This window comes from Streptomyces sp. NPDC015144, from assembly GCF_043079735.1.
GTDB lineage: Bacteria > Actinomycetota > Actinomycetes > Streptomycetales > Streptomycetaceae > Streptomyces.
Window position 1 is genome coordinate 43,919 of record NZ_JBIBUU010000030.1, and the last position, 24,678, is coordinate 68,596.

At 72.5% G+C, this 24,678-nt stretch carries 19 protein-coding genes; 15 read left to right on the forward strand and 4 right to left on the reverse strand.

Annotated elements, in window-relative coordinates; all coding sequences use genetic code 11:
* Positions 1 to 107: 107 nt before the first annotated feature.
* The 4 genes from ACF08W_RS33005 to ACF08W_RS33020 all read left to right on the forward strand — a co-directional run bounded on the left by ACF08W_RS33005 (position 108) and on the right by ACF08W_RS33020 (position 6,721).
* On the forward strand, positions 108 to 2,222 hold the full coding sequence (locus tag ACF08W_RS33005; protein ID WP_392281543.1) for a phosphocholine-specific phospholipase C: 2,115 nt from the start codon (positions 108 to 110) through the stop codon (positions 2,220 to 2,222).
* Between the two features lie 79 nt (positions 2,223 to 2,301).
* The gene (locus ACF08W_RS33010; protein WP_392281544.1) at positions 2,302 to 3,777 is read left to right on the forward strand and encodes a hypothetical protein; all 1,476 of its coding nucleotides are present in this window, start codon (positions 2,302 to 2,304) and stop codon (positions 3,775 to 3,777) included.
* A 185-nt stretch (positions 3,778 to 3,962) separates the two neighbouring features.
* Positions 3,963 to 6,167 (forward strand): MMPL family transporter, encoded by a 2,205-nt coding sequence (locus tag ACF08W_RS33015; protein WP_385211720.1) that lies wholly within the window; start codon positions 3,963 to 3,965, stop codon positions 6,165 to 6,167.
* Positions 6,167 to 6,721, forward strand: coding sequence for a GNAT family N-acetyltransferase (locus ACF08W_RS33020; RefSeq protein WP_385212141.1), 555 nt, complete (start codon positions 6,167 to 6,169; stop codon positions 6,719 to 6,721). The genes ACF08W_RS33015 and ACF08W_RS33020 overlap by 1 nt, the downstream gene beginning before the upstream one ends.
* Here the strand turns inward: ACF08W_RS33020 and ACF08W_RS33025 are convergent.
* On the reverse strand, positions 6,712 to 9,147 hold the full coding sequence (locus ACF08W_RS33025; RefSeq protein WP_392281545.1) for a helix-turn-helix domain-containing protein: 2,436 nt from the start codon (positions 9,145 to 9,147) through the stop codon (positions 6,712 to 6,714). The genes ACF08W_RS33020 and ACF08W_RS33025 overlap by 10 nt on opposite strands.
* Before the next feature lie 259 nt (positions 9,148 to 9,406).
* On the opposite strand from ACF08W_RS33025, the gene ACF08W_RS33030 reads away from it, so the two are divergent.
* From ACF08W_RS33030 to ACF08W_RS33055, 6 genes are all read left to right on the forward strand, one after another.
* Complete coding sequence (locus tag ACF08W_RS33030) at positions 9,407 to 9,634, forward strand: hypothetical protein (protein ID WP_392281546.1); 228 nt, start codon at positions 9,407 to 9,409, stop codon at positions 9,632 to 9,634.
* Positions 9,635 to 9,699: 65 nt separating this feature from the next.
* Entirely contained in the window at positions 9,700 to 10,869 is a 1,170-nt protein-coding gene (locus ACF08W_RS33035; protein ID WP_392281547.1) for a serine hydrolase domain-containing protein, read from the forward strand.
* A 61-nt stretch (positions 10,870 to 10,930) separates the two neighbouring features.
* On the forward strand, positions 10,931 to 12,019 hold the full coding sequence (locus ACF08W_RS33040; RefSeq protein WP_392281548.1) for an alpha/beta hydrolase: 1,089 nt from the start codon (positions 10,931 to 10,933) through the stop codon (positions 12,017 to 12,019).
* Between the two features lie 90 nt (positions 12,020 to 12,109).
* A complete protein-coding gene (locus tag ACF08W_RS33045; RefSeq protein ID WP_392281549.1) occupies positions 12,110 to 13,840 on the forward strand; it encodes a hypothetical protein in 1,731 nt (576 codons plus the stop codon).
* Positions 13,837 to 14,421: a hypothetical protein gene (locus ACF08W_RS33050; RefSeq protein WP_392281550.1), complete on the forward strand. Its 585-nt coding sequence runs from the start codon at positions 13,837 to 13,839 to the stop codon at positions 14,419 to 14,421. The genes ACF08W_RS33045 and ACF08W_RS33050 overlap by 4 nt, the downstream gene beginning before the upstream one ends.
* Before the next feature lie 13 nt (positions 14,422 to 14,434).
* Complete coding sequence (locus ACF08W_RS33055) at positions 14,435 to 15,046, forward strand: hypothetical protein (RefSeq protein ID WP_392281551.1); 612 nt, start codon at positions 14,435 to 14,437, stop codon at positions 15,044 to 15,046.
* Between the two features lie 28 nt (positions 15,047 to 15,074).
* On the opposite strand, the gene ACF08W_RS33060 is transcribed toward ACF08W_RS33055, so the two are convergent.
* The 3 genes from ACF08W_RS33060 to ACF08W_RS33070 form a co-directional block, all read right to left on the reverse strand.
* Complete coding sequence (locus tag ACF08W_RS33060) at positions 15,075 to 15,290, reverse strand: DUF6191 domain-containing protein (RefSeq protein ID WP_352280808.1); 216 nt, start codon at positions 15,288 to 15,290, stop codon at positions 15,075 to 15,077.
* Positions 15,291 to 15,322: 32 nt separating this feature from the next.
* Positions 15,323 to 16,474 carry a PQQ-dependent sugar dehydrogenase gene (locus ACF08W_RS33065; RefSeq protein WP_392281554.1) on the reverse strand — a complete coding sequence of 384 codons (1,152 nt, stop codon included), beginning with the start codon at positions 16,472 to 16,474 and terminating at the stop codon, positions 15,323 to 15,325.
* Positions 16,475 to 16,623: 149 nt separating this feature from the next.
* Positions 16,624 to 17,616, reverse strand: coding sequence for an aldo/keto reductase (locus ACF08W_RS33070; RefSeq protein WP_352280806.1), 993 nt, complete (start codon positions 17,614 to 17,616; stop codon positions 16,624 to 16,626).
* Positions 17,617 to 17,767: 151 nt separating this feature from the next.
* Between ACF08W_RS33070 and ACF08W_RS33075 the strand changes: the two genes are divergently transcribed.
* From ACF08W_RS33075 to ACF08W_RS33095, 5 genes are all read left to right on the forward strand, one after another.
* Positions 17,768 to 18,745, forward strand: a complete 978-nt coding sequence (locus ACF08W_RS33075; protein WP_392281552.1) for a 2-hydroxyacid dehydrogenase — start codon at positions 17,768 to 17,770, stop codon at positions 18,743 to 18,745.
* Positions 18,746 to 18,935: 190 nt separating this feature from the next.
* Positions 18,936 to 21,848: a putative bifunctional diguanylate cyclase/phosphodiesterase gene (locus tag ACF08W_RS33080; RefSeq protein WP_392281553.1), complete on the forward strand. Its 2,913-nt coding sequence runs from the start codon at positions 18,936 to 18,938 to the stop codon at positions 21,846 to 21,848.
* Positions 21,849 to 22,065: 217 nt separating this feature from the next.
* Complete coding sequence (locus ACF08W_RS33085; RefSeq protein ID WP_385211740.1) at positions 22,066 to 23,922, forward strand: acetolactate synthase large subunit; 1,857 nt, start codon at positions 22,066 to 22,068, stop codon at positions 23,920 to 23,922.
* A gap of 22 nt (positions 23,923 to 23,944) precedes the next feature.
* Positions 23,945 to 24,472, forward strand: coding sequence for an acetolactate synthase small subunit (gene ilvN / locus ACF08W_RS33090; protein WP_352280798.1), 528 nt, complete (start codon positions 23,945 to 23,947; stop codon positions 24,470 to 24,472).
* 108 nt (positions 24,473 to 24,580) lie between these two features.
* Positions 24,581 to 24,678, forward strand: a 98-nt coding sequence (locus tag ACF08W_RS33095) for a hypothetical protein (RefSeq protein ID WP_318273256.1), incomplete at its 3' end; no start/stop codon positions are given.

The window sequence follows — 24,678 nt, forward strand, 5'->3', positions numbered from 1 at the left end:
CCGGCCCGACCTGTTGGACGTTCACCGCACAGCCGTCCCGAGTCCTTCCGCCCGCCATCCGGCCGGATTAGCTTCCGGGCTGAACGACAGGACTCGGGAGGCCCCACTTGACCACGGACATCTCACGGCGTCGGCTCCTCGCGATCGGTGGCGGCGCACTCGGCGCCGCGGCGGCCGGGTCGCTGCTGCCGCCCTCGCTCCAGGCCGCGATCGCCGCACAGCCCGCCCACGCCGGCGGGGCCGGCCGGGACGGGCTCGGCGCCATCAAGCACGTGGTGATCCTCATGCAGGAGAACCGGTCCTTCGACCACTACTTCGGCACGCTCCGCGGCGTACGCGGCTTCGGCGACCGCAACGCCGTCGAACTGCCCGGCGGGAAGCCGGTCTTCGAGCAGCCCGCACCGGCGGGCGCCTCCGTACTGCCGTTCCCGGTGCGTGACGCCGCCGAGGCGCAGAAGAAGGACCTCCAGTACATCGGCGCGCTCGACCACTCCTGGAGCGGTGGCGGCAAGGCGTGGGCCGGTGGCTGGATGAACGGCTGGGTCTCCGCGAAGACCGCCGCCACCATGGCGTACTACGACCGCCGTGACCTCCCGCTCCACTACGAGCTCGCCGACACCTTCACCGTCTGCGACGCCTACCACTCCTCCATCCACTCCTCCACCAGCCCCAACCGCAACCACCTCTGGAGCGGGAAGACCGGCAACGAGCCGAACGGCAAGCGGGCCGTCGGCAACGACGCGTACGACGAGGGCACCCACCCCGGCTACGACTGGGGCACCTACGCCGAGCGGCTGGAGAAGGCCGGGCACAGCTGGCGCACGTACACCGAGTGGGAGAACTTCACCGACAACCAGATCGAGTTCTTCGCCACCTTCAAGCGCGTCGCCCGCAAGGCGCTGGCCCGGACCGGCGGCCACACGTACATGGAGTCGTTCTACTCCGCGATACGCGACGCCGACGACGCCGAGCGGCAGCGGCTGTTCGGGCTGCTGGAGGAGGGCGTCGCCACCCTGGACAAGGCCGAGCGCAGCCTCTTCGAGCGGGCGCTGCGCCGGGTGGAGACCGGGAAGCTGGCCGAGGAGTTCGCCAAGGACGTGGCGGCCGGGACGCTGCCCGAGGTCTCCTACCTGGTGCCGTCCGCCGCCGACTCCGAGCACCCGAGCGTCTCCTCGCCGGTGCACAGCGCCACGATCGTCTACAAGATCCTCGACGCCCTGGGCAAGCACCCCGACGTGTGGCGGCACACCGCGGTCTTCATCAACTACGACGAGAACGACGGCTTCTTCGACCACGTGCCGCCGCCGGTCGCCCCGGCCGAGGTGACCGAGGAGCAGTGGGAGGGCAAGCCCACCGGCCTCGGCGTCCGGGTCCCGATGCTGGTCGTCTCCCCGTGGACCGTCGGCGGCTACGTCTGCTCCGAGGTCTTCGACCACACCTCCGTGATCCGCTTCCTGGAGCGCTGGACCGGGGTGAAGGAGCCGAACATCGGAGCCTGGCGGCGCACCGTCACCGGCGATCTGACCTCCGCCTTCGACTTCACCCGCGCCCGGCGCCGCCCCGAGGTGGAGCGGCCCGGCACCATCCCGCCGTTCAGCGGCCGCTGGGCGCCGAAGCCGCCCGCCGTGCAGCGGATGCCCGAGCAGGAGCCCGGCCGCCGCCCGGCCCGCGCGCTGCCCTACCAGCCGGACGCGCGGGCGAGCCTGGTGGACGGCGCGGTACGGGTGGTGCTCAGCAACACCGGCCGCTCCTCCGCCCACTTCGCCCTCTACCCGTACGCGGGCGAGTTCCCGGCCCCGGTCCACCGGGACGTGAAGGGCGAGGCGCGGTGGACGGTGCCGGTCGCCGGGGAGGCGTACCGCTTCACGGTCACCGGGCCGAACGGCTTCCGCCGCGAGTTCGCCGGATCGGCGCGGAACGGCGCGGCCGAGGTCGCCTCCCGGATCGACGCCCACGAGCGCGACCTCCACCTCACCCTGCGCAACACCGGCCGCGCCACGCTCACCTTCACCGTGCGCCCGTTGGGTTACGTCGAAGAGGCGGACCTGCGCGACTGGACCCGCACCGTCACGGTGAAGCCGGGCCGCAGCCGTACGGTGGTGCACTCCGCGGCCGACGCGCACGGCTGGTACGACCTGGCCGTCACGGTGGACGGGGACGACGTCTTCCGCCGCCGGCTGATGGGGCACATCGAGAACGGCCGGGCGAGCGTCTCGGGCTGACGCCCCGCCCGGCAGGCTCTCCGCAGGGGAGCCCGGTGCCCACCGGAACCACGGCGGCGCGGCCCACGTGTCCCTGATCATGAACGAACTGATCGAGAAGTGGGACCGAGTCACGGCGGGCGCCGCCCCCGACGAGGCGGATCCCGTCGTCCTGGAGTGCGCCCGCCTGCTCGCCGCCGAACCGGACGGCGAGCAGGCGGTCCTGCTGGTCTTCGGGCTGGTGACCATGGCGCCGTACGTCCTCGGGCGACGCGGCGCGGCCGTCGAGCGGGCCGTGGTGGACGCGCTGGGCGCCGCCGCCGACGCCCTGGACGAGCGGGTCCTCCGGGCCGGCGGGTGCGGGCACGCGGACCATCCGTACACCGACAGCCTGGAGGAGTGGGAGTCGGACGTGGACGGACTGTCCGACGCGCCGGACGTCGAGGTTCCGTTCGACGAGTGGGACGGGGCCGACTCCTGCCCCCGCAATGCCGCCGGATGGGCGCGGACGGCCGCCGACGTGATCCTGCCGGGCAGCGCGGACGGCATCCCCGAGATCGTCCCCGAAGACCATCAGAGGTACATCCGCCGCCTGGGCAGTGTGCTCAACGACTATCCGAACGGTGAACCGCTCTGGGACCTGGAGATCCACGCCGTACCGCCCGGCGACCCCTCCCGGGCCGCTCTCGCCGGCTATGTCGTCGTCGCCCATGCGAACTGCTGGTACGCGGGGTCGGGCCGGATCAGACAGCGGTCGCTGCTCGACGACATGATCGAGGGCCTGGAGTCCGTACTGCCGCTGCTGCCGGACGGGGCCTGCGCGCACGGGGACGGCGACCACCCGGCACTGCGCTCCGGCAGCGACCAGCAGGCCGCCGAGGGCATCCACCTGCAGAGCCCCGGCGGCCGTGCCGTCCTGCGTCGGGAGCACGCGGACGGATACGGGGCCCCGCTGGAGGCATGGACATGCCCCGCTTTCCTGCGCGCCCTCGCCGTCGAGGCCCGGGACCATCTGCGCGAAGCGGTCGACCGGCTCTTCGGCACCCGGGAGACGGCACATCTGGACCGGGTGTACCTGCGCCCCGACGGCCGGCTCGACATCGAGTCGCTGAGCGCGCGGCACGCCCCGTTCCAGGACGAGACGGCCTCCGAGGAGGCGGCGCTCTGGGCGGCCCGGCGCTACGAGCGGCTCGGCCCGGACGGACCCGACCCCGAGCGGACCGTCCTGCTGCTCCTGATGGGCACGGCGGCCGACTCCCTGGAGCTGTCGTACGGAATCGCCCGCGAGATCCTCGGCATCCTCCGTACCGCCGCCACCACCCTGCCCGGCGGCGCCTGCGACCACCCGGACGGCCATGCGCCCGGCCGCGAGCGCGCGTCCGACCGCTTGGCACGCGTCGTGCGCCTCTACACCCCCGGAACGTGCCCCGCCCCCGGCGCGGATTCCGGCCAGGGCTTCGGGAGCGAGCCGCTGACCTGCCCCGTCCATCTGGCGGAGGTCGTGAGGAAGGGCATCGCGGAGATCGAGGAGCAGTTCGAGGACGAACTGGAGGCGGAGGAACAACGAGTCGGGTGAGACGGCCGGACCGCCGTCGCGGAGGGGGCCGCGGCGCCCCCTCCGCAGCTGTTGTGAGTAAGGCCACGAAAGAGACAAAGGATCATATTCGGCTGCAAGAGTGACAGTTCTCAGGTCATGCGTCCTGTGCGGCAGATCCATGTTCCATGCTGCCCGGGGCCACGAACCAGCAGGGAGCACGTCCGTTGGCTGCCATCGCCCGCTGGTGCATCAGGCACCGTCTCCTCACCGTTCTCCTCTGGCTGCTCGCCCTCGGCGGCACGGCCACCGCGGCGGTCCTCGCGGGTTCCGCGTACTCCAACGACTACAACGTCCCCGGCACCGAGTCCGGCCGGGCCGCCGATCTCCTCAGGAGCGGCTTCACGGACCTCGGCGGTGACACCGACACCATCGTCTGGCACACCTCCGACTCCACCGTGCGGGCCGACGACGTCCGCCAGACGATGACCCGGACCCTGCACGCCGTCGAGGAACTGCCCGGGGTCGGCGCGGTCACCGGCCCGTACGGGGCGTCCGGCACCGCGCAGATCAGCGGCGACGGACGCACCGCCTACGCCGCGATCACCTTCGACCAGCGGGTCGAGGACATCCCGGCCCAGCAGGTCGGGGCCGTCGTCGACACCGCGCGGGCGGCCGCCGGGGACCATCTCCAGGTGGAGCTGGGCGGCCCCGCCGTCGCCCTCACCGAGGCGCCCTCCGCCCATCTCAGCGAGGTCGTCGGGGTCCTCGTCGCGGCGGTCGTCCTGTTCCTCGCCTTCGGCTCGCTCGCCGCCAGCACGCTGCCCATCGCCACGGCCCTGGTCTCCGTCGGCACCGCCTACGCGGGCACCGTGCTGCTCGGCCATCTGATGACGGTCGCCGACTTCGCCCCCATGCTGGGCATGCTGATCGGGCTCGGCGTCGGCATCGACTACGCCCTGTTCATCGTCACCCGGCACCGCAGGGGGCTGCGCGGGGGCCTCTCCGTCACCGAGGCCGCGCAGAACGCCGTCGCGACGACCGGCCGCGCGGTGGTCTTCGCCGGAGCCACCGTCTGCATCGCGCTGCTCGGCATGCTGATCCTGCGGCTCGGGTTCCTCAACGGGGTGGCGATCGCCGCCTCGCTCACCGTCGTCCTGACCGTGGCCGCCTCGGTGACCCTGCTCCCGGCCCTGCTGTCGTTCATCGGCACCCGGGCGCTGAGCAGGCGCGAGCGCCGGCGGCTCGCCGAGCACGGTCCGCAGCCGGAGGTGCCCACCGGTTTCGCCGCCCGCTGGTCCGCCTTCGTCGAACGCCACCCCACACTGCTCGGGGCGCTGGCCGCCGTGGTGATGCTGGTACTGGCGCTGCCCACCTTCTCCCTGCACCTGGGCAGCTCCGACCAGGGCAACAACCCCGCCGCGTCGACCACCAGGAAGGCGTACGACCTGCTGGCGGACGGATTCGGCCCCGGCGTCAACGGGCCGCTGACGATCGCCGCGCAGCTGGACGGCGCGGACGACCGGCTCGCCATGGACGGACTGCCCGCCACCCTGCGGACCACCCCGGGCGTGGCCTCGGTGGGCCCGGTCACGTACAACAGCGGCGGCGACACCGCCTTCGTCACCGTCGTCCCGGACTCCGCGCCGCAGTCCCGGGAGACCAGCGACCTCGTGGACCGGCTGCGCACCGACGTCCTGCCGCGCACCGCCGAGAACACCTCGCTCCAGGCCCATGTCGGGGGAGTGACGGCGAGCTACGACGACTTCGCCCGGATCATCGTCGGCAAACTCCCGCTCTTCGTCGGCGTGGTCGTGGGCCTGGGCTGCCTCCTGCTGCTGCTGGCCTTCCGGTCGGTCGCCATCCCGCTGAAGGCCGCCGTGATGAACGTGGCGGCGGTCGCCGCCTCCTTCGGGGTCGTCGTCGCGGTCTTCCAGTGGGGCTGGGGCAGCGAGGCGCTGGGCCTCGGCAGCTCCGGTCCGATCGAACCCTTCCTGCCGGTGATCATGGTCTCGGTGCTCTTCGGGCTCTCGATGGACTACCAGGTGTTCCTGGTGGGGCGGATGTACGAGGAGTGGCTGGAGACCGGCGACAACCGGCGGGCGGTCCGGGTGGGCCTCGCGGAGACCGGCCGGGTGATCAACTCCGCCGCCGTGATCATGATCTCGGTCTTCCTCGCCTTCGTCCTCAGCGGCGACCGGGTCATCGCGATGTTCGGCATCGCCCTCGCCGCGGCCGTCGCGCTCGACGCCTTCGTCCTGCGGACCCTGCTGGTCCCGGCGCTGATGCACCTGCTGGGCGGGGCGAACTGGTGGCTGCCGCGCCGGCTGGACAGGCTGCTGCCCCGGATCAGCATCGAAATCCCCGACGCGCGGGAATCCGGCCGTGCGAAGATCCCGCAGACACCGGAAGCGGTACGAGAAGGAGCATGATGTTCGCGGTATCCCTGGGGGACGACGGGGCGGAGCTGCGCCCGCTGGAGATCTGGCAGGCGCAGGAGTTCCTCGACCACGTGGACCGGGCCCGGGAAGTCGTCGACCCGTGGATCCCGTTCGCCTCCTTCGCCACCGACCTCGCCTCGGCCCGCGACCTGCTGCGGCGGTACGCGGAGAAGCAGGCGTCCGACACCGGGCGGCTCTACGGCATCTGGCTGGACGGCACCCTCGTCGGCGGCGTGCTGTTCCGGGTCTTCGACGCCGCGTCCGGCAACTGCGAGATCGGCTGCTGGCTGGAGCCGGCGGGCCAGGGCCGCGGACTGGTGACCCGCGCCTCCCGGAAGCTGATCGACTGGGCGGTGTACGAGCGCGGCATGCACCGGGTGGAGTGGATCGCCTCGGCCGGGAACACCGCCAGCACCGCCGTCGCCCGCCGGCTCGGCATGACGCGCGACGGGGTGCTCCGTGAGAGCTACCTGTACCGGGGCGAGCGGCACGACTCGGAGGTCTGGGCGGTGCTCGCCCCGGAGTGGCGCTCGCGTCAGGACTGACGGGAGGGCGGCGCGGCGTCGAAGCGGGCCGGTGCGTATCCCCTGCGGTGCTCGCGGTACGACCGGGCCAGATGGTGCTGGAGCCGGATGTGCCGGAACTGGTACACCGCACCGGTCTGCCGCAGCACGCCCCGGCGGTACGCGTCGTCCAGGAAGGCCATCGGGTCCCGGGGCAGCCGGCCGGTCAGCGGCAGCCACACCCGCGACAGCACCAGCCAGCGCCCCCAGGCGGTGAACGAGAGCGCGTACGCGAAGGCGCCGCCGAGCCCGCCGACGGCCCCGATGAACACCGCGTCCGCCAAGGGCCAGTACAGCGGCCCGAGGACGCCGTCGAGCAGTTCGGCGAACAGGCGGCCGCCCACCGCGATGGCCAGGGTCAGCAGCGGGGCCAGGACGAGCACCTGACGGACCACCGTCGCCCGGTTCGAGGCCAGCAGCCCGGCCGGAGTGGCCGCCGAGGCGACGTCCAGCGGCGCCTCCAGCGCGGCCATGACCCCGAAGACCAGCCCGGCGCCCGTTCCGAAGATCAGCCCGAAGACCAGCATGTTGACGAGGGTGCCCTCGATCACCGCCCCGTCGGTGAGCGGGACCCCGTGGAACACCGCGCGCTGGAGGGCCAGGGCCAGCGCGCAGCCGACGCCCATCACGAACCCGCCCGGCAGCACGGCACCGAACCGGGCGGCGAAGGTGCGCACCGGCCCCCGGCCGACCCCGGTCCCGGTTCCGGGCAGCCGCAGCCGCACATGGGCGGGCTCGAAGGCCATCCCGCCGAGGCGGACCAGGACCGCGTGGACGCACCCGAACGCGAGACCGGCGACCACCCCCATGGAACCGCCCACCAGGAGCACCTCGCCGTTCGGATACGGCAGACGGAACAGGTTGACCACCCAGTAGGCGAGCGCGACGCAGAGCGCCGAGGCCGCCACCACCGCCAGCAGCCGGACGGACAGCCGCAGCGAATCACCGATGCGCCACCACGCCAGGTCCTGCTGGTCGCGGTCGGAGCGGGCGAGGTGGTGGGCGAGATGGCCGAGCCAGAGCTCGGCCCGCTTGGGGTCCGGGTGGCGCACGCGGGGGCCGGTGGCACCGCGTTCGGCGACGCGGCGCCGGTAGACCGTCGGCACGAACCCCGCCAGCAGGTGCTCCTCCAGCGCGTTCTCGTCGGGGAACAGCCCGGTGTCCAGCAGGTCCGCGGGGTCGCGGTCGGGGGAGTCGCTGTACATCGTCCGCGCCAGCACGACCATCAGCGGGGTGCGCAGCACCCGGGCCAGCGGAGGCGCGGCCCCGGCCCCCGGGGCGCGCAGCCGGTCCAGTACGGCGGTCCAGACCGCCGGGCTCGCGCCGTCCTCGCGGGGGACCGGCCGGGCCGTCCGGGGCAGGTAGTCGGCCAGGTCGTCGAGGGTGAGGTCGGTCAGCTCGATCCCGGCGGCCCAGACCAGCGGGGCCCGGACCTTCTCGACGGCCTCGGCGAACTCGGCGCGCCGACTGGTCAGGACGAGCGGGACCGAGGTGGCGTTGAGCACCTCCAGGGCCGTACCGCGCAGCCCCTCCGCGATCTCGTCGAACCCGTCCAGGACCGGCAGGACGAGATCCGCGTCGACCAGCGCGGCGGCCAGCGTCGACCCGCCGGGGGCGCGGCGGGTGAGATGCGGGTGGTCGCGCAGCAGCCGGTCGATCAGCCAGTCCCGCAACGCCACGGCGGTGGGGTCCCAGGAGCCGACGCTGAAGAGCACCGGCACCCGTTCCCGCTCCCGCCGGTCCGCCAGCCGGTCCAGCACGAACCGGATCGTCAGCACCGACTTGCCGGAACCGGCCCGGCCCAGCACCACCAGCCGCCCGGACAGGACGCGCCGGTAGACCTCGGCGACGCCGCCCAGTTCGCCGCTGAGGTCCATCCGGCCCGGGGTCGCCCCGGGCGGCAGGCGCTGAATGTTCTCCGAGAAGTCGGTCAGCGATGCGGGGGCGTCCCGCCAGCGCACCGGGAGCGGAAAGGGATCGTGCACCCGGCGGTGCTCCTCCTCGCGCTGCCAACGCCGCCGGATCTCCCGTGCCAGTTCATCGGCCGCGGTGGCGATGGAGCGAGGAACGGATGCGGCCGCGGGGGAATTCCGGTCCGCCGGAACGGGTGAATTCCCGGATTCCCTCTCCTCGTCCGCCCCGGAATTCCGGGCGGGAACGGGGGAGGGCGCCGGAGCCCCGGCGGCCGGTCCCGCGAGCGTGGCCACGAGCCGCCGCCGGTCCTCGGCCCCCGCCTCCAGCGCGTCCGCCAGCGACTCCACCGTCCCCAGCCGGTAGTCGCCGGACCCGCCGGTCTCCAGTCTGCGGATCGTGCGCACGCTCACCCCGGACCGCTCGGCCAACTGCTCCTGCGTCAGTCCCGCTCCATGACGCAGCCGACGCAACAACGTGCCCAGCCGGTCCGCCACTTCGACACCCCTCCCACCACCGTGCGCGGTCGCGAAGACCCTACCGGCGGCGACCGGTCATATATGGCCGGTCGCATGTCCTGTACGCCGATCGGCGTGAACGCGACGATCGGTGGTGCCCGGCAGGGAGCGCCGACACGGGGCGGCGCACCCGTCGGGACCCCGGGCGCGAACGGCGCCCGGGGGACACGGACCGGCCCGACGCCGGACCCGGCCGCCTCTCGTGGCTCTCTCCTTCCGTGACTCATGAGGAATTGACATGGCCTTCCGGTTCTGGTGCGGCGAATGCGGATTCAAGACGGCGTGGCTCGCCGAATACGAGGGCGCCCAGCGGCAATTGGAGCATTACGCGAAACAGCACCCGGGAATTCCCGCGGGCGGCCATGTGGAGACCAACCGGAAGAACCCGGAGGGAAGATCCGGCTGTCTGCGGACCCTGGGCGTTCTCGTCCTCCTCCTGATCCTCACGGCCATGTGCCGGTACTGAGGAACGGCAGCGTCGCGCGGGGCGGTCACGGAACGCCCGGACAACCGAAAGGGACAGAGAAGAAGATGACGAACCTCAACGGACCCCTGCCGCGCCGCCACCGCCGGTGGCTGCTGCCGGTGGCCACCGCCGCCTGCCTGCTCGCCACCGGCGTCGGCCCGGCCGTCGCCGCCCCGGCCGCCGCCGGGCAGACGCCGGCCGAGATCCTTCGGGCGGGGGCCCAGCAGGGCGTCGCCGACGGCTACCCGGGCGTGACCGGCATGGTCAGGAAGGGCGACACCGCCCAGTACGTGCACGCCGGCTACGGCGACGTCGCCAACAAGGTCCCCGCCGACCCGAAGGCCCAGTACCGCATCGGCAGCAACACCAAGGCGTTCGTCTCCACCGTCCTGCTCCAACTGGAGGGCGAGGGCAGGCTCTCGCTGGACGACACCGTCGACCGCTGGCTGCCGGGTGCGGTCGCCGCCAACGGCTACGACGGCAAGCGGATCACGATCCGCCAGCTGCTGAACCACACCTCCGGCCTGCCCGACTACCTCCGCTCCGTCCAGATCAGCACGCCGTACTTCCTCAACATCAACCAGCGGCAGGCGTACCCGCCGCAGACCCTGGTCGACGTCGCCCTCGGGCTGCACGCGCCGACGAGCGTCCCGGGCGAGAAATTCGGCTACTCCAACACCAACTACGCGCTCGCCGGCATGGTCGTCAAGGCCGTCACCGGTGCCGAACCGGCCGAGGAGATCCAGCGCCGCATCATCGCCCCGCTCGGTCTGAACGACACGAGCTTCCCCACCTCCGACCCCGCCCTCCACGGCAACCACCTGCACGGCTACGCACTCCGGGCGATCTTCGTCAACGACGACACGGTCTCCAACGTGCAGGTCTCCGGCAGCGCCGGGGCCATGGTGTCGACCCTGGACGACCTGGCCGCGTTCTCCCGGGCGCTGATGACCGGAAAACTCCTGAAGCCCCAGCAGATGACCGAGCTGAAGACTACGGTTCCCGTGACCACCGACGTCGGCTACGGGCTGGGCATCGAGCACCAGAAGCTGCCCTGCGGGAAGTGGGCCTGGGGCCACAACGGCGCGGTGCTCGGCTACTTCAACAACTGGCTGAGCAGCGAGGACGGCACCGAACAGGTGCTGCACGTCAACAACGAGTTCCACATGCAGGGCGGCACGCCGGGCCAGGCCCACACGGGCAAGGCCCTGACGGACGCGTTCTGCGCACTGTGACCCGCTCCGCCGACTCCACCCACGCGTGCCATCCACCCACCCTTCCCGGAGAGGACCCCCGATGAGAACGTCCCCGCCGACCACCTGGCGAGCCCGGACGAGAACGGTCGTCGCCGTCGCCGCGCTGACCACGGCCCTGGCCCTCACCACCCCGCTCGCCCACGCCGAGGGGCCCGCCGCCCCACCGGTACTGACCGACGGATTCGGCCTGACCCAGGTCGCCGGAGGCACCGAGGTCCACTCGGACACCGACTTCACCATCACCGTCACCACCCCGCAGCTCTCCGGGCAGCACAAGATCCGCGTCTTCCTGCCCAGCGGCTACCGCACCCAGCCGGACAAGCGCTGGCCGGTGACGTACTTCCTGCACGGCGGTCCCGGAAGTCCGGACGACGCCGCGGCCGTCCCCGCGCTGCGCTCGGACAAGATGATCACCGTCGTACCGGACGGCGGACGCAAGGGCTGGTACGCCGACTGGGTCATGCAGAACACCGCCGAGGGCGCGGCGAACTGGGAGACCTTCCACCTGAAACAGGTCGTCCCCTTCATCGACGCCAATCTGCGCACCCTCGCCGACCGGGGCCACCGCGCCGTCACCGGGCTGTCGATGGGCGGCTTCGGCGCCCTGCACTACGCCGAGGCCCGCCCCGACCTCTTCGGCCATGTCGCCGCGCTCTCCGGCGGCATCGACTTCGGCATGGCGGAGGTGCGCGCGGTCGTCCTGGCCACGGAGCTCAACCTGCCCGGCGCCTGGTGCGCCCTGAGCACCTCCGGTACCGGCGACTGCACCGGCTACGGGCCCGTCGTCGACAGCGACGCGATCTTCGGCTCCCCGTACCCGGTGTTCGACGCCGACCGGATCTGGAAGGCGGTCGACCCGGCCGCCCCGGTCAACCTGGCCAGGCTCGACGGCACCGGCATCACCCTCTACACCGGCGACAACGACCTCATCGACCACTACACCGCGATCGCCTCCCGGAACGTCAAGTCCCGGCTGGACGCGCTCGGCCTGAAGAGCCGGTTCGTCGACTACGGCGACGGCTCCTCGCTCTCGCCGCAGTGCAACGGCGGCCACAACTACGGCTGCTGGGCCGCCGCCTTCGCCGACTACATACCCCGTCTCACGTCCGCCTTCGACGCCGCGGACTGACCCGGCACCAGCGGCAGGGACCGTGCCCCGGCGCGACCCGCCGGGGCACGGTTCCCCCCACATCGCGAGGACAACGGAGGAGAGCGCCACATGACCGAACATCGACCCGGGCAGCGCCCGGGAACGAGCGACGGGCGCGGCGGAGCCGGCCGGCCGGCCTCCCACGACGGCAGGGCGCGGCGCCCCGGCAACGCCCCGTACGAAGGCAGACGCAGCGACGCCACCCGGCTGCTGTGCGCGGGGGTCCACCTCGACAGCGACTTCCGGCGACGCGTGATCCAGGAACTCGTCCTGCACGAGGAGCGCCCGGTCGCCCCCTCGCTCGGTGTCGACGCGCTGCCGGTCCTCGCGCACGCGCTGCGCGCCCGCCGCGCGGAGGTCCGCACCGCGCTGATGCTGCTGGTCCTGTGGATCCTGTTCATCGGGCTCGGATTCGCCGGTGTGGGGTCCGAGCCCCTGCTGCCGCTGCCCTGGTGGCTGGGGTACGCCCTGGTCTGCGTCCTCCTCGGCGGGGTACGCGTGGCGACCGGACTCGGGGTCGCGCTCTTCACCCTGGACCGGCGGATGGTCGAACAGGCCACCAGCGGCCGGCTGAAGATGCTGCTCCCGGTCCTGCCCGCCGTCGCGGCGCTCACGTACTGGGTCGCCGCGGTGTTCGCCCTCGTCAGCGGGACCGGCGCCTGGACGGCGGTGGTCCTCCCCCTCCTGCTGACGCTGCCGGTGTGGGCCTACCGCAGCCACGTCACCCGGGTCATGCGCACGGAGCTGGGCTCCGAGGACTTCCCCGGAATGAAGCGCGAGCCGCTCCCCGACACCGCCCGCTACCGGCGCATCGCCGGGGCCATCGCCCGCGAGCAGTACGCGACCCTCACGATCTACGACCCGTTCCGCCCCTTCATCGGTGCCGGACGGCCCTACGAGGAGCCGTGGTCGCTGGTGATGGAGCTGAGGAAGCGCGACGGCGGACGGGCGGACGGCCTGCCCGGCCCCCGCCCGGAGCCGGACTCCGGCACCGCGGCCGGTCCGCTCACCGGACGGGAGGTCATCGACCTCATCAAGCCGCAGCTGGAAGCCCTGCGCACCTCCGCCGCGGCCTCCGGAAGGGACCGTCTGCGGGCCCTGGAGGTCGAGGAGTTCGTCTACCTCCCGACCGGCTCGGCCCGCTGGGAGGTCGACTACGGACCGTCGGCCGTCGACCAGCACCTCGCCGAGGCGGTCGGCGAGGGCGCGGAGGGCCGCCGCCACTTCCTGCGCATCCGGGTCGGGGCATGGGACGAACAGATCGTGGTCTCGGTGCTCGTACGCGTCCACACCCAGGGCGGCATGCTCGTCCTGGAGGTCGTCCCGCACGTCCTCACCCCGGTGCGGCCGGAGTTCCAGGCCGTCGACGTGATCGAGGCCCGGGGCGAACCCGACCCCCTGCGCGACGCGGTCCGCGCCGTGCTCGCGACACCCGCCGCCAACTTCGCGGCGGGGACCTCCCTGGCGAACGCGGTCATGGCCGAGTTCCGCACCTGGCTGGCCAACCCGCGCCGCGCCTTCCCCGACGGACCGGTCACCTCCGTACGGGAGCTGGGCAGCACGGCCGAACTGTCGGTGTTCCAGGAGATGGACGTCAAGCGGTACGTACGGACGGTGCAGGACCGGATCGCGACCGGGGTGCGCGAGGCGCTGCGGGCGAAGAACTACGAGACCGGAGACTTCGAACGCCAGGTCGTCACCGTCAGCGGGGGCGGGGTGTTCATCGGAACGATGCACGGCGGCGCGGTCGCCACGGGCGAGGGCGCCTCGGCGGCCCACGGGAAAGGAGACATCCGATGACGGCGAACGGCGACAGCATCCATGACGGGGAACGCGGGGACGACACGGACGGCCGGGAGGACCGGGGGAGCGGCGCCGGCACGGCGGACCGGGCGCCCGGTGGGATCTCCATCGGCCTGATGACCGGTGGCGCGGCGGCGACCGGAGCGCGTGCGCACGCCGAGGACCGGGGTGAGCGGGTGGCGGACTCCGCGACGGTGGAGCACCCGCCGGCTGCCACGTCCGCCCCGCCGATCGTCGCGGGCGGCATCGGCATCGGCACGATGACGGGCGGCGCGGTGGCCTCCGGCGACGACGCCCACGCGGTGGACTCCTCGCGGGAACTGGTCGCCGCGTCGCCCGAACTGCTCGCGGCCGTCGCCACCCTGCGCGGTCACCTCGGGGTGCTCACCAGGACCGACGAGGTCGCGGAACTCGACGCGGGGCTCGCGGAGGTCGAGGGGGCGGCGGCCGGCGACGGCCGGGTGCGCCGGGACCGCCTGCGCTGGCTCCGGGACCGGCTGGACGTCGGAGCGACCGCGGCGGCGGGGCTCGCCTCGGCCGCCGCCGTGGTCCAGTCCATCGCCCAGCTCGGCGGATGAGGGGCGGAGTCCGATGAGTCAGTGGGACGCGGAGGGACAGCGCTGGGTGCCGGGCTCCTCCCCGGCGACGGGCAGCGGGGAGCCGCCCCCCGACAGCGACCTGTCCCGCGTGCTGATCGTGGCGGCCCTCGTCGTCCTCCTGCTCGCCGTGGCGGGCACGGCCGTCTGGGTGCGGTCGGGCGACGACGGCGCCGGGGGCGGGGGAACCGTCCTCACCACCCCGTCCGGCCCGCCCCCGACGGCCTTCGGCGACGACCTCCCCGGCACCGCGGACCCGTACGGGAGCGACACCTACGAGCCCGACCCGCCGGCCCAGGAGGAAGTCCCGCCCGCGCCCGACGGACCGGCGGACACGGTGCGGAGCTACTACGAGGCGATCAACAGCGGCGACTACGACACGGCCTGGGAACTCGGCGGCAAGAACCTCACCAAGAGCTTCTCCGCGTTCACCTCGGGCTTCGCCGAAACGGCGAGCGACGACGTCCGGGTGACGGACACCGTGGGCGACACCGTCCACGTGGACATCACCGCGTACCAGACGGACGGCTCCCGGCAGACGTACACCGGCACCTACACGGTGCTCGACGGCACGATCACCTCGGCCCGCGTCCGACGGACGGGCTGACCCGCGAAGGGCCGGGCGGGAACCCCGCTCAGCCCTGGTCGTCGGGATCGCCCGGCGCCGCGTCCGGACCGGACTCCCGGTCCGCGCCGGGCGATCTGACGACCACCTTCCCGGAGGCCAGGTCTATCGGGCCGCGCCCCGGATCGCCGGTGCCGAGATCCACCCGGGACAGCTCCAGCCGCTTCCGCTCGTCGTTGGTGTGCTTGCGGCCCGGCGCGAAGAGTTCCTCGAAGAAGTTGAACACCGGCCGCACGTCCTTCCCGCGCTGTCGCCCCGCTACCGCACGGTCAGCAGCAGGATCCTGTCGTCCTCCGGCCCGGGGGTGCCACGGGTGTCCGTATTGCTCGTGACCAGCCAGAGCTTGTCGCCGCCCGCGGCGAGCACGGTGCGCAGACGGCCGTACTTCCCTTCCAGGAACGACTGCGGCGCGGCGGAAGGTTCCCGCTCACCGCCGGAGAGCGGGATCCGCCAGAGCCGCTTGCCGCGCAGCCCCGCCATCCAGATCGACCCCTCGGCGAAGGCGATCCCGCTCGGGGACGCCTGGGACGTCTTCCACTGCGCCACGGGATCCACGAACCCCTTCTTCCCCGCCTTCCCCTCGGCCTGCGGCCAGCCGTAGTTCCCGTCCGGCACGATCCGGTTCAGCTCGTCCCAGGTGTCCTGGCCGAACTCGGACGCCCACAGCCGCCCCCGCCCGTCCCAGGCGAGCCCCTGCACATTGCGGTGACCGTACGAATACACCACGGAGTCGGCCGCCGGATTGCCGTGCACCGGCTGCCCGTCCGGGCTCATCCGGAGGATCTTGCCGGCCAGCGACTCCTTGTCCTGCGCGAGCCCGGTGTCCCCCGTCTCGCCGGTCCCGGCGTACAGCATCCGGTCCGGACCGAACGCGATCCGTCCGCCGTTGTGCAGCGACCCCTTCGGGATGCCGCGCAGGATCGTGTCCGGCGCACCGAGCAGCCGGCCCGGAGTGGTGCCGTCCTCGTCGTACTGCATTCGGGCGATGCGGTTGTCGGACGCGGTCGTGAAGTACGCGTACACCATGTGGTCCACGTCGTACGTGGGGGCGACGGCGATGCCCAGCAGCCCGCCCTCACCGGAGGGCGCCACCCCCGGCACCGAGCCCAGCAGGGTCTTCTTCCCGGTCGTGCCGTCGATCCGGGTGATCGTCCCCTTGTCGCGGGAGGAGACCAGCAGATCGCCGCCGGGCAGCGCCGCGAGCCCCCAGGGCGAGTCCAGGCCCCCGGTCAGCGTCGACACCACCTTCACCGAGCCCTTGGCGGGCGGCCGCGGCGGGGCCGCGGGGGAGGAGGACGCCGGAGCCGGGTGCGAGGCGGGCGGTGTGCTCGCGGTGCCCGCCTCGCTGGGGCCCCCGCCCGATGAGCACCCCGCGGTCAGCACCAGCGCCCCGGCCGCCAGCGCGGCCACCACCGGGCCGCCCGGGCCCCGGCGCCCCCGCCGCCCGGCAGGGGTTCGTACAGATCCGAACAGAACACCGCGCACAGCACCGATCCCTTCGACGGACACCCGACCACCGTTCCTACCCCATGAACGCGAGCCGCCACCGGGGCGGCGTCTCAGTCCCACGACCCCTGCGCACGGGGCAGCGCGGCGATCTCCGCCAGGTCCCGCGCGGTCAGCCGCAGCCCGGCCGCCCCCGCGTTCTCCACCGCCCACCGCTCCCGCTTGGTCCCCGGCACCGGCACCACGTGCGGCCCCTGCCGCAGCACCCAGGCCAGCGCCACCTGCGCGGCGCTCGCCCCGTGCCGCTCGGCGATCCTGCGCAGCCCCACGACCACCGGCTGGTTCGCCGCCATCATCTCCGCGGTGAACCGGGGGTGCCGGGCCCGCAGGTCCTCCGGCTCGAAGCCCTGCCCCGGCGTCAGCGTGTCCGTCAGATAGCCGCTGCCCAGCGGCATCGCGGCCAGCAGCCCCACCCCGCGCGTGGTGCACCACGGCAGCAGGGACTCCAGCGCCTCCGGCGACCAGACCGAGAGCTCCGCCTCCACCGCGCTGACCGGGAAGACCTGCTGCACCCGCTCCAGCTGACGGATCGTTTCGTCGTACATGCGGGACCCGGAACGCCGTGAGGCCCGCGCCCCGACCGCGCAGAGCCCGAGCGCCCGCACCTTCCCGGCCGTCACCAGATCCGCCATCGCGCCCCAGGTCTCCTCGATCGGCACCTCGGGGTCGGGCCGGTGCAGCTGGTACAGGTCGATCACATCGGTCTGCAACCGGCGCAGCGAGGCGTCGCAGGCCCGCCGCACATAGCCGGGACGGCCGTTGGCCACGATGTGCTGATCGCCCACCAGCAGACCGCACTTGGTGGAGACGAACGCCTCCGACCTGCGCCCCTTCAGCGCCCGGCCGACCAGCAGCTCGTTGGTGAACGGCCCGTACATGTCGGCCGTGTCGAGCAGTTGGACGCCCGCGTCGAGCGCGGCGTGCACCGTACGCAACGCGCGGTCACCGCGTTGCTGCGAGGCGCTGTACGCCCAGCTCATCGGCATGCAACCGAGACCGACCGCCCCCACGGCGAGCGCCGCCGCACCGAGACTCCTGCGCTCCAACTCCCCGATCCTCCCCGGGCCCACCGCCGAACCGGGCCCATGCCCCGCCGTGGCGGGACCGCACCGCACACCCCAAAGTAACCTCTGCCGCCCACCGCACCGCGCACGGCCTCCGACGATCACCCCTCCGGTGAGGATTAGCCTCCTGACCATGACTTCGACGAACATCCCCGACAGCCCCGCACCGGCGAGGGCGACCGAGGTGTGGCTGCCGTTCCCGGCCGGTGGGATCGACGGGCTCCCCGAGTCGCTCACGTACCGTCACTGGGACGGCGGGCCCGACTTCCCCGCGGACCCCGCCGACTGCGCCTTCTACGTCGTGCCGTACATGAAGGGGGCCGAGGTGTCGGTGCGGCCGCTCGCCGGGATGACGGGCGTCCGGGTCGTGCAGACGCTGACCGCGGGCATCGACCACGTCGAGCCGGGGCTCGGCGTGCTGCCCGCCGGGGTAAGGCTCTGCAACGCCAAGGGGGTCCACGAGGCGTCCACCGCGGAGCTCGCCCTCACCCTGATCCTCTCCTCCCTGCGCGGCGTACCCGGCTTCGTACGCGGCCAGGACGCGGAGGAGTGGCGGTCCGGTTTCTACCCGGCGCTCGCCGACCGGTCCGTACTGATCGTGGGGTACGGGTCCATCGGCGCCGCCATCGAGGACCGGCTCGAACCCTTCGAGTGCGCGCGGGTGGTGCGCGTCGCGCGCTCCGCACGGGCATCCGCGCGCGGTCCCGTGCACGCGCTCGACGAACTGCCCCGGCTGCTGCCCGAGGCCGACGTCGTGGTGCTGTCCACCCCGCTCAACCCGTCCACCCAGGGGCTGGTCGACGCCGGGTTCCTGGCCGCGATGAAGGACGGGGCGCTGCTGGTGAACGTCGCGCGGGGCGGCGTCGTCGACACCGCCGCCCTGCTGCCCGAACTGGAGTCCGGCAGGCTCCGGGCCGCGCTCGACGTCACCGACCCGGAACCCCTGCCGCCGGGCCACCCGCTCTGGCATGCTCCCCACGTCCTGATCACCCCGCACGTGGGCGGCAGTTCCTCGGCCTTCCTCCCGCGCGCCAGGCGTCTGCTGGCCGCACAGCTGGGGCGTTTCGCCGCGGGAGAACCGGTGCGGAACGTGGTGCTCACCACCGGCTGACCACGCAACGCGGGGGCGCCGTCGCGCACGGTACCGGACAACCTCCCAGGTCGTCACGGAGAGTAGAGGGACTATGTCCCTCTGTGACGAGTCTGGTGTATCGTCCCGAAAGGGGCGCTGAGCCGCGGAGTGGAGGGACGGCGCCGGGGAGGACGCGACACGCGAGGGGGCGACGGGTGATGCACGGGCGATGGGCGCACGATCCGACACCACCGGACAACCGACGAGGGCCGGCGTACGCGGCGATTCCCGGGGCGCCCCGGTGAGCGCGCCGGCCGACGCCCTCGGGGCGCTGCTCTTCCGGAGGTCGGCCGCGGGCGGCGTGTCCCCGCTGCTCTGGCAGATCCTTCTCGGTGTCGTCTGGGCCGGATACGCCGTGGGCTCGGCCTTCGGCTGGGGCTCCTCGCAAATCGCCCTGTTCATGGGCGACTTCGGCCTCAGCGCGGCGGCGCTGGTCGCCGCCGTCTCCTGCTACCGCTACGCGCGGGAGGGCAGCAGCCGGTTCCGGCCCGCCTGGATGCTCTTCGCGCTCTCCTCGTTCATGGCCGCCGCGGGCAACGCGGTCTGGGGCTGGTACGAGGTGGTGCTCGGGCGCCCGGTGCCCACTCCCTCCCTGGCCGACCTGCTGTTCCTCTGTTTCGCGCCGCCCGCCATCGTCGGACTGCTCGTCCTCGCCAAGCGCCCCGTCACCAGGGCCGGCTGGCTCTGTCTCGCGCTGGACTCCTGGCTGATCGGCGGATCGCTCCTCACGCTCTCCTGGAGCCTCGCCCTCGCCCACGCCGCGCACCTGGTGGACGCCGAGGGCGTGAGCGTGGCCCGGGTGGCGCTCGCGCTGGCCTATCCGCTCCTCGACATCGTGCTGGTCTCCATGGTGCTGGCGCTGCACTTCCGCCGCTCCAGCGTCAACCGCTCCGCGGTGAACACCGCCGTGGCCGCGCTCGCCCTGACCGTACTGTCCGACGCGCTGTTCACCTCACCGCTGCTGCGGCAGACCTATCATTCCGGCCAAATGCTGGACGCGGGCTGGTTCGCCGGCTCCCTGCTCCTCGCATACGCCCCCTGGGGGGCCGACCGGACGGCGGACGGTCCCGCCGCCCTCCCGTCCCGCGGGGGGCAGCCGGCCAGCCGCCCCATCGCGGGCTCCCTGGCCGCCCTGACGCCCTATCTCGCCGCCGCCGTCTGCACGCTCGGCATCCTCTACAACGCCATCGAGGGCCGCCGGGTGGACCGTGTCGTGATCTTCACCGGCTGCACGGTGGTGCTCGCCCTGGTGGTCCGGCAGGGCATCATGCTCGTCGACAACATCGCCCTCACCCAGGAACTGGCCCAGAAGGAGAACCACTTCCGCTCCCTGGTGCAGGGCTCCAGCGACGTCATCATGATCGCCGCCCCCAACGGCGTCCTGCGCTATGTCAGCCCCGCCGCCGCCGGGGTGTACGGGCGGGAGGCGGAGGAACTGGTCGGGGCCGAGCTCTCCTCGATCATCCACCCCGACGACCTGGGGCGGGTGATCCACGAGGTGCGCCGGTTCCTCGCCGCCCCGCCGAGCGAGGAGCCCACCACCCGGATCGAGTGCCGCTTCAGATCCGGCACGGGCGACTGGCTCAACGTCGAGTCCACGGTCAACCGGCACCAGGGCGGGCTGATCCTCAACAGCCGCGACGTGACCGAAAGAGTGCGCCTCCAGGCCCAGTTGCAGCACAACGCCGAGCACGACCCGCTCACCGACCTGCCCAACCGCGCCCTGTTCACCAAACGGGTCCGCCAGGCCCTCGGGGGCCGCCGCTCCGGCGACCAGGGCACCGCCGTCCTCTTCATCGACCTCGACGGCTTCAAGGCGGTCAACGACCGCCACGGCCACCAGGCGGGCGACGAGCTGCTCGTCCAGGCCGCCCGCCGCCTCCAGGAATCCGTCCGGGCCGGCGACACGGCGGCCCGCCTCGGCGGCGACGAGTTCGCCGCGATCATCCTCGGCGACGGCACCCGCGACCAGTCCGCCCGGGAGTGCCAGGTCCACGAGATCGCCGACCGCCTCCGCCTCACCCTCTCCCAGCCGTACCGGGTCGGCACCGGCGACGTCCGGGTGGCCGCGTCCATCGGAGTGGCCTTCGCCGAACCGGGCATCAGCCCCAGCGACCTCATGCGCAACGCCGACCTCGCCATGTACCGTGCCAAGGCCGGCGGCAAGGACCGGGTCGAGCTGTACGCCCCGCAGATGCAGGCCGACGTCGTGCGCCGCTCCGAGCTGGCGGCCCGGCTGCGCACCGCCCTGCGCGACGGCGAGTTCGCCCTGCTGCACCAGCCCGTGGTGAACCTCGCCAGCGGCACGGTCGCCGCCGTCTCCGCCCAGGCCCGCTGGCGCTCGACCCAGGGCATCCTGTTCACCCCGGCCGAGTTCCTCCGCGTCGCCGAGGACGGCGACCGCACCGCCGAGCTGGGCCGCTGGCTGCTCGAAGAGGCCATCGAGCAGGCCGCCGAGCGGGCCAGGGCCGGGCACCCGGCCTCCGTGGCCGTACGGCTCCCCGCCCGCCGCCTCCTCGACAAGGGGATGCCGTCCGGCTCCGTCGAGGCGCTGCTCACCCGGCACGGCCTGCCGTCCGGGGCGCTGATGATCGAGGTCGCCGACAGCGACCCCAGGATCTCCTTCGACGAGCTGGAGCAGCGTCTCGTGGCCCTGCGCCGCATCGGGGTCCGTATCGCGCTCGACGGCTTCGGCAGCGGCTACGCCGCGATCAACGCTCTGCGCAGGCTCCCCATCGACGTGCTCAAGCTGGACCGGGAGCTGGTCGAGGGCGTGGTGGAGTCCGCCCGGCTGCACAAGATCACCAGCGGTCTGCTCCGCATCGCCTGCGATCTCGGCCTCCAGTCGGTGGCGGACGGGGTGGACCGGCCGGAGCAGGTCCTCGCGCTGCGCGCCATGGGCTGTACGCACGGCCAGGGCATGGCCTTCTCCGGCCCCCTCGACGAGTACCGGCTGCGGCGCACGCTGGCCCGCGGCGAATTCCCGGTGCCCGGCGGGAGGCTGGCCCAGCCGGTACTGACCGGCGGTTCCGTACCCCTGCTCAGCGGATCACATGGTGAGACGCCCATCCCACCCACTTGACATCGCGAGTGCGTCGGAGAGAGGGTCATTGCCATGCGCACCCGAATTCTCGTACTTGGACAGCGCGTCGGCTGAAGCTGAGTCCCGCACGGCACTCCGCAGACCCATACCGACGCGCTCCCCTCGCTTGCCTCACGGCACGAGGGGTTTTTTGTTGCACTGGCACCACGCAAACTGTCGCAAAGCACCCGCAGAAACCCTCAGCTTCGAGAAGAGAATGCCGATGACCGAGCAGGCCACCGGGGCCCACCATCCCCAGCCGCGGGCCCGTAACGGCGGATCGTCCGCCGCCACCGTTGAGCACGTCACGGGCGCGCAGTCCCTCATCCGCTCCCTCGAAGAGGTGGGGGCCGACACGGTATTCGGCATTCCCGGCGGCGCCATCCTCCCGGCGTACGACCCGATGATGGACTCCAGCCGGGTCCGCCACGTGCTGGTCCGCCACGAGCAGGGTGCCGGGCACGCGGCCACCGGCTACGCCCAGGCCACCGGCAGGGTCGGCGTCTGCATGGCCACCTCCGGCCCCGGCGCCACCAACCTGGTCACGCCGATCGGCGACGCCTACATGGACTCCGTCCCGATGGTCGCGATCACCGGCCAGGTCGTCTCCAAGGCGATCGGCACGGACGCCTTCCAGGAGGCCGACATCTGCGGCATCACCATGCCGATCACCAAGCACAACTTCCTGGTCACCAGGGCCGAGGACATCCCGCACACGATCGCCGAGGCCTTCCACATCGCCTCCACCGGCCGTCCGGGCCCGGTCCTGGTCGACATCGCCAAGGACGCCCTCCAGGCGCGGACCACCTTCAGCTGGCCGCCGACCCTGGACCTGCCCGGCTACCGCCCGGTCACCAAGCCGCACGCCAAGCAGATCCGCGAGGCCGCCAAGCTGATCACCCAGGCCAAACGCCCGGTGCTGTACGTCGGTGGCGGTGTCATCAAGGCCGGCGCCACCGCCGAGCTGAAGGTCCTCGCCGAACTCACCGGAGCGCCCGTCACCACCACGCTGATGGCGCTCGGCGCATTCCCCGACAGCCACCCGCTGCACGTCGGAATGCCGGGCATGCACGGTGCGGTCACCGCCGTCACCGCGCTCCAGAAGGCCGACCTGATCGTCGCCGTCGGAGCCCGCTTCGACGACCGCGTCACCGGCAAGCTGGACAGCTTCGCCCCGTACGCCAAGGTCGTCCACGCCGACATCGACCCCGCCGAGATCGGCAAGAACCGCGCCGCCGACGTCCCGATCGTCGGGGACGCCCGCGAGGTCCTGGCCGATCTGGTCCAGGCCGTCCAGGCCGAGCACACCGAGGGCCATGTGGGCGACTACACGGCCTGGTGGAAGGACCTGAACCGCTGGCGCGAGACCTACCCGCTCGGCTACGACCTGCCCGAGGACGGCAGCCTCTCGCCGCAGCAGGTCATCGAGCGCATCGGCCGCCTCGCCCCCGAGGGCACCATCTTCGCGGCGGGCGTCGGCCAGCACCAGATGTGGGCCTCGCACTTCATCCAGTACGAGCAGCCCGCCACCTGGCTGAACTCGGGCGGTGCCGGGACGATGGGGTACGCGGTCCCCGCCGCGATGGGCGCCAAGGCCGGAATGCCGGACCGCACGGTCTGGGCGATCGACGGCGACGGCTGCTTCCAGATGACCAACCAGGAACTCACCACCTGCGCGCTCAACAACATCCCGATCAAGGTCGCCATCATCAACAACGGCGCCCTCGGGATGGTCCGCCAGTGGCAGACCCTGTTCTACAACCAGCGCTACTCCAACACCGTGCTGCACTCCGGCGCGGACACCGAGGGCGCCCCGGCGAAGGGCACCCGGGTCCCGGACTTCGTCAAGCTGTCCGAGGCCATGGGCTGCCACGCCATCCGCTGCGAGGACCCGGCCGACCTGGACAAGGTCATCGAAGAGGCCAACGCGATCAACGACCGCCCCGTCGTGATCGACTTCATCGTCCACGAGGACGCCATGGTCTGGCCGATGGTCGCCGCCGGCACCTCCAACGACGAGGTCATGGCCGCCCGCGGGGTGCGCCCCGACTTCGGCGACAACGAAGACGACTGAGAGACAGAGAGAGACCGACGCCATGTCCACCAAGCACACGCTCTCCGTCCTGGTCGAGAACAAGCCCGGTGTCCTCGCCCGGATCACCGCCCTGTTCTCCCGCCGCGGCTTCAACATCGACTCGCTCGCGGTCGGCACCACCGAACACCCCGACATCTCCCGCATCACCATTGTGGTGAGTGTCGAGGACCTGCCCCTGGAGCAGGTCACCAAGCAGCTCAACAAGCTGGTCAACGTCCTGAAGATCGTCGAACTCGAGCACTCCGCTGCGATCCAGCGCGAACTCGTCCTGGTGAAGGTCCGGGCCGACAACGAGACCCGCTCCCAGATCGTCGAGATCGTCAAGCTGTTCCGCGCCAAGACCGTCGACGTCTCCCCGGAGGCCGTCACGATCGAGGCGACCGGCGGCACCGACAAACTGGAGGCCATGCTCAAGATGCTGGAGCAGTACGGCATCAAGGAGCTGGTCCAGTCGGGCACCATCGCCATAGGCCGTGGCGCGCGCTCGATCACCGACCGGTCGCTGCGCGCCCTCGACCGCACGGCGTAGCCCCCGAAGGGCCCGCCGCTCGCCGCCCGTATGGCGAGACCCGAAAACGTATCTGACGCACCCCGCCGTACGGTGGGACGCAACACCTGCACACCAAGGAGAAACCCAGTGGCCGAGCTGTTCTACGACGACGACGCCGACCTGTCCATCATCCAGGGCCGTAAGGTCGCGGTCATCGGTTACGGGAGCCAGGGGCACGCGCACGC

Coding starts and splice junctions, on each gene's coding strand:
- ACF08W_RS33010 (WP_392281544.1), top strand. CDS start 2,302: ATGAACGAACTGATCGAGAAGTGGGACCGAGTCACGGCGGGCGCCGCC.
- ACF08W_RS33020 (WP_385212141.1), top strand. CDS start 6,167: ATGTTCGCGGTATCCCTGGGGGACGACGGGGCGGAGCTGCGCCCGCTG.
- ACF08W_RS33030 (WP_392281546.1), top strand. CDS start 9,407: ATGGCCTTCCGGTTCTGGTGCGGCGAATGCGGATTCAAGACGGCGTGG.
- ACF08W_RS33035 (WP_392281547.1), top strand. CDS start 9,700: ATGACGAACCTCAACGGACCCCTGCCGCGCCGCCACCGCCGGTGGCTG.
- ACF08W_RS33040 (WP_392281548.1), top strand. CDS start 10,931: ATGAGAACGTCCCCGCCGACCACCTGGCGAGCCCGGACGAGAACGGTC.
- ACF08W_RS33045 (WP_392281549.1), top strand. CDS start 12,110: ATGACCGAACATCGACCCGGGCAGCGCCCGGGAACGAGCGACGGGCGC.
- ACF08W_RS33050 (WP_392281550.1), top strand. CDS start 13,837: ATGACGGCGAACGGCGACAGCATCCATGACGGGGAACGCGGGGACGAC.
- ACF08W_RS33055 (WP_392281551.1), top strand. CDS start 14,435: ATGAGTCAGTGGGACGCGGAGGGACAGCGCTGGGTGCCGGGCTCCTCC.
- ACF08W_RS33075 (WP_392281552.1), top strand. CDS start 17,768: ATGACTTCGACGAACATCCCCGACAGCCCCGCACCGGCGAGGGCGACC.
- ACF08W_RS33080 (WP_392281553.1), top strand. CDS start 18,936: ATGGGCGCACGATCCGACACCACCGGACAACCGACGAGGGCCGGCGTA.
- ACF08W_RS33085 (WP_385211740.1), top strand. CDS start 22,066: ATGCCGATGACCGAGCAGGCCACCGGGGCCCACCATCCCCAGCCGCGG.
- ilvN (WP_352280798.1), top strand. CDS start 23,945: ATGTCCACCAAGCACACGCTCTCCGTCCTGGTCGAGAACAAGCCCGGT.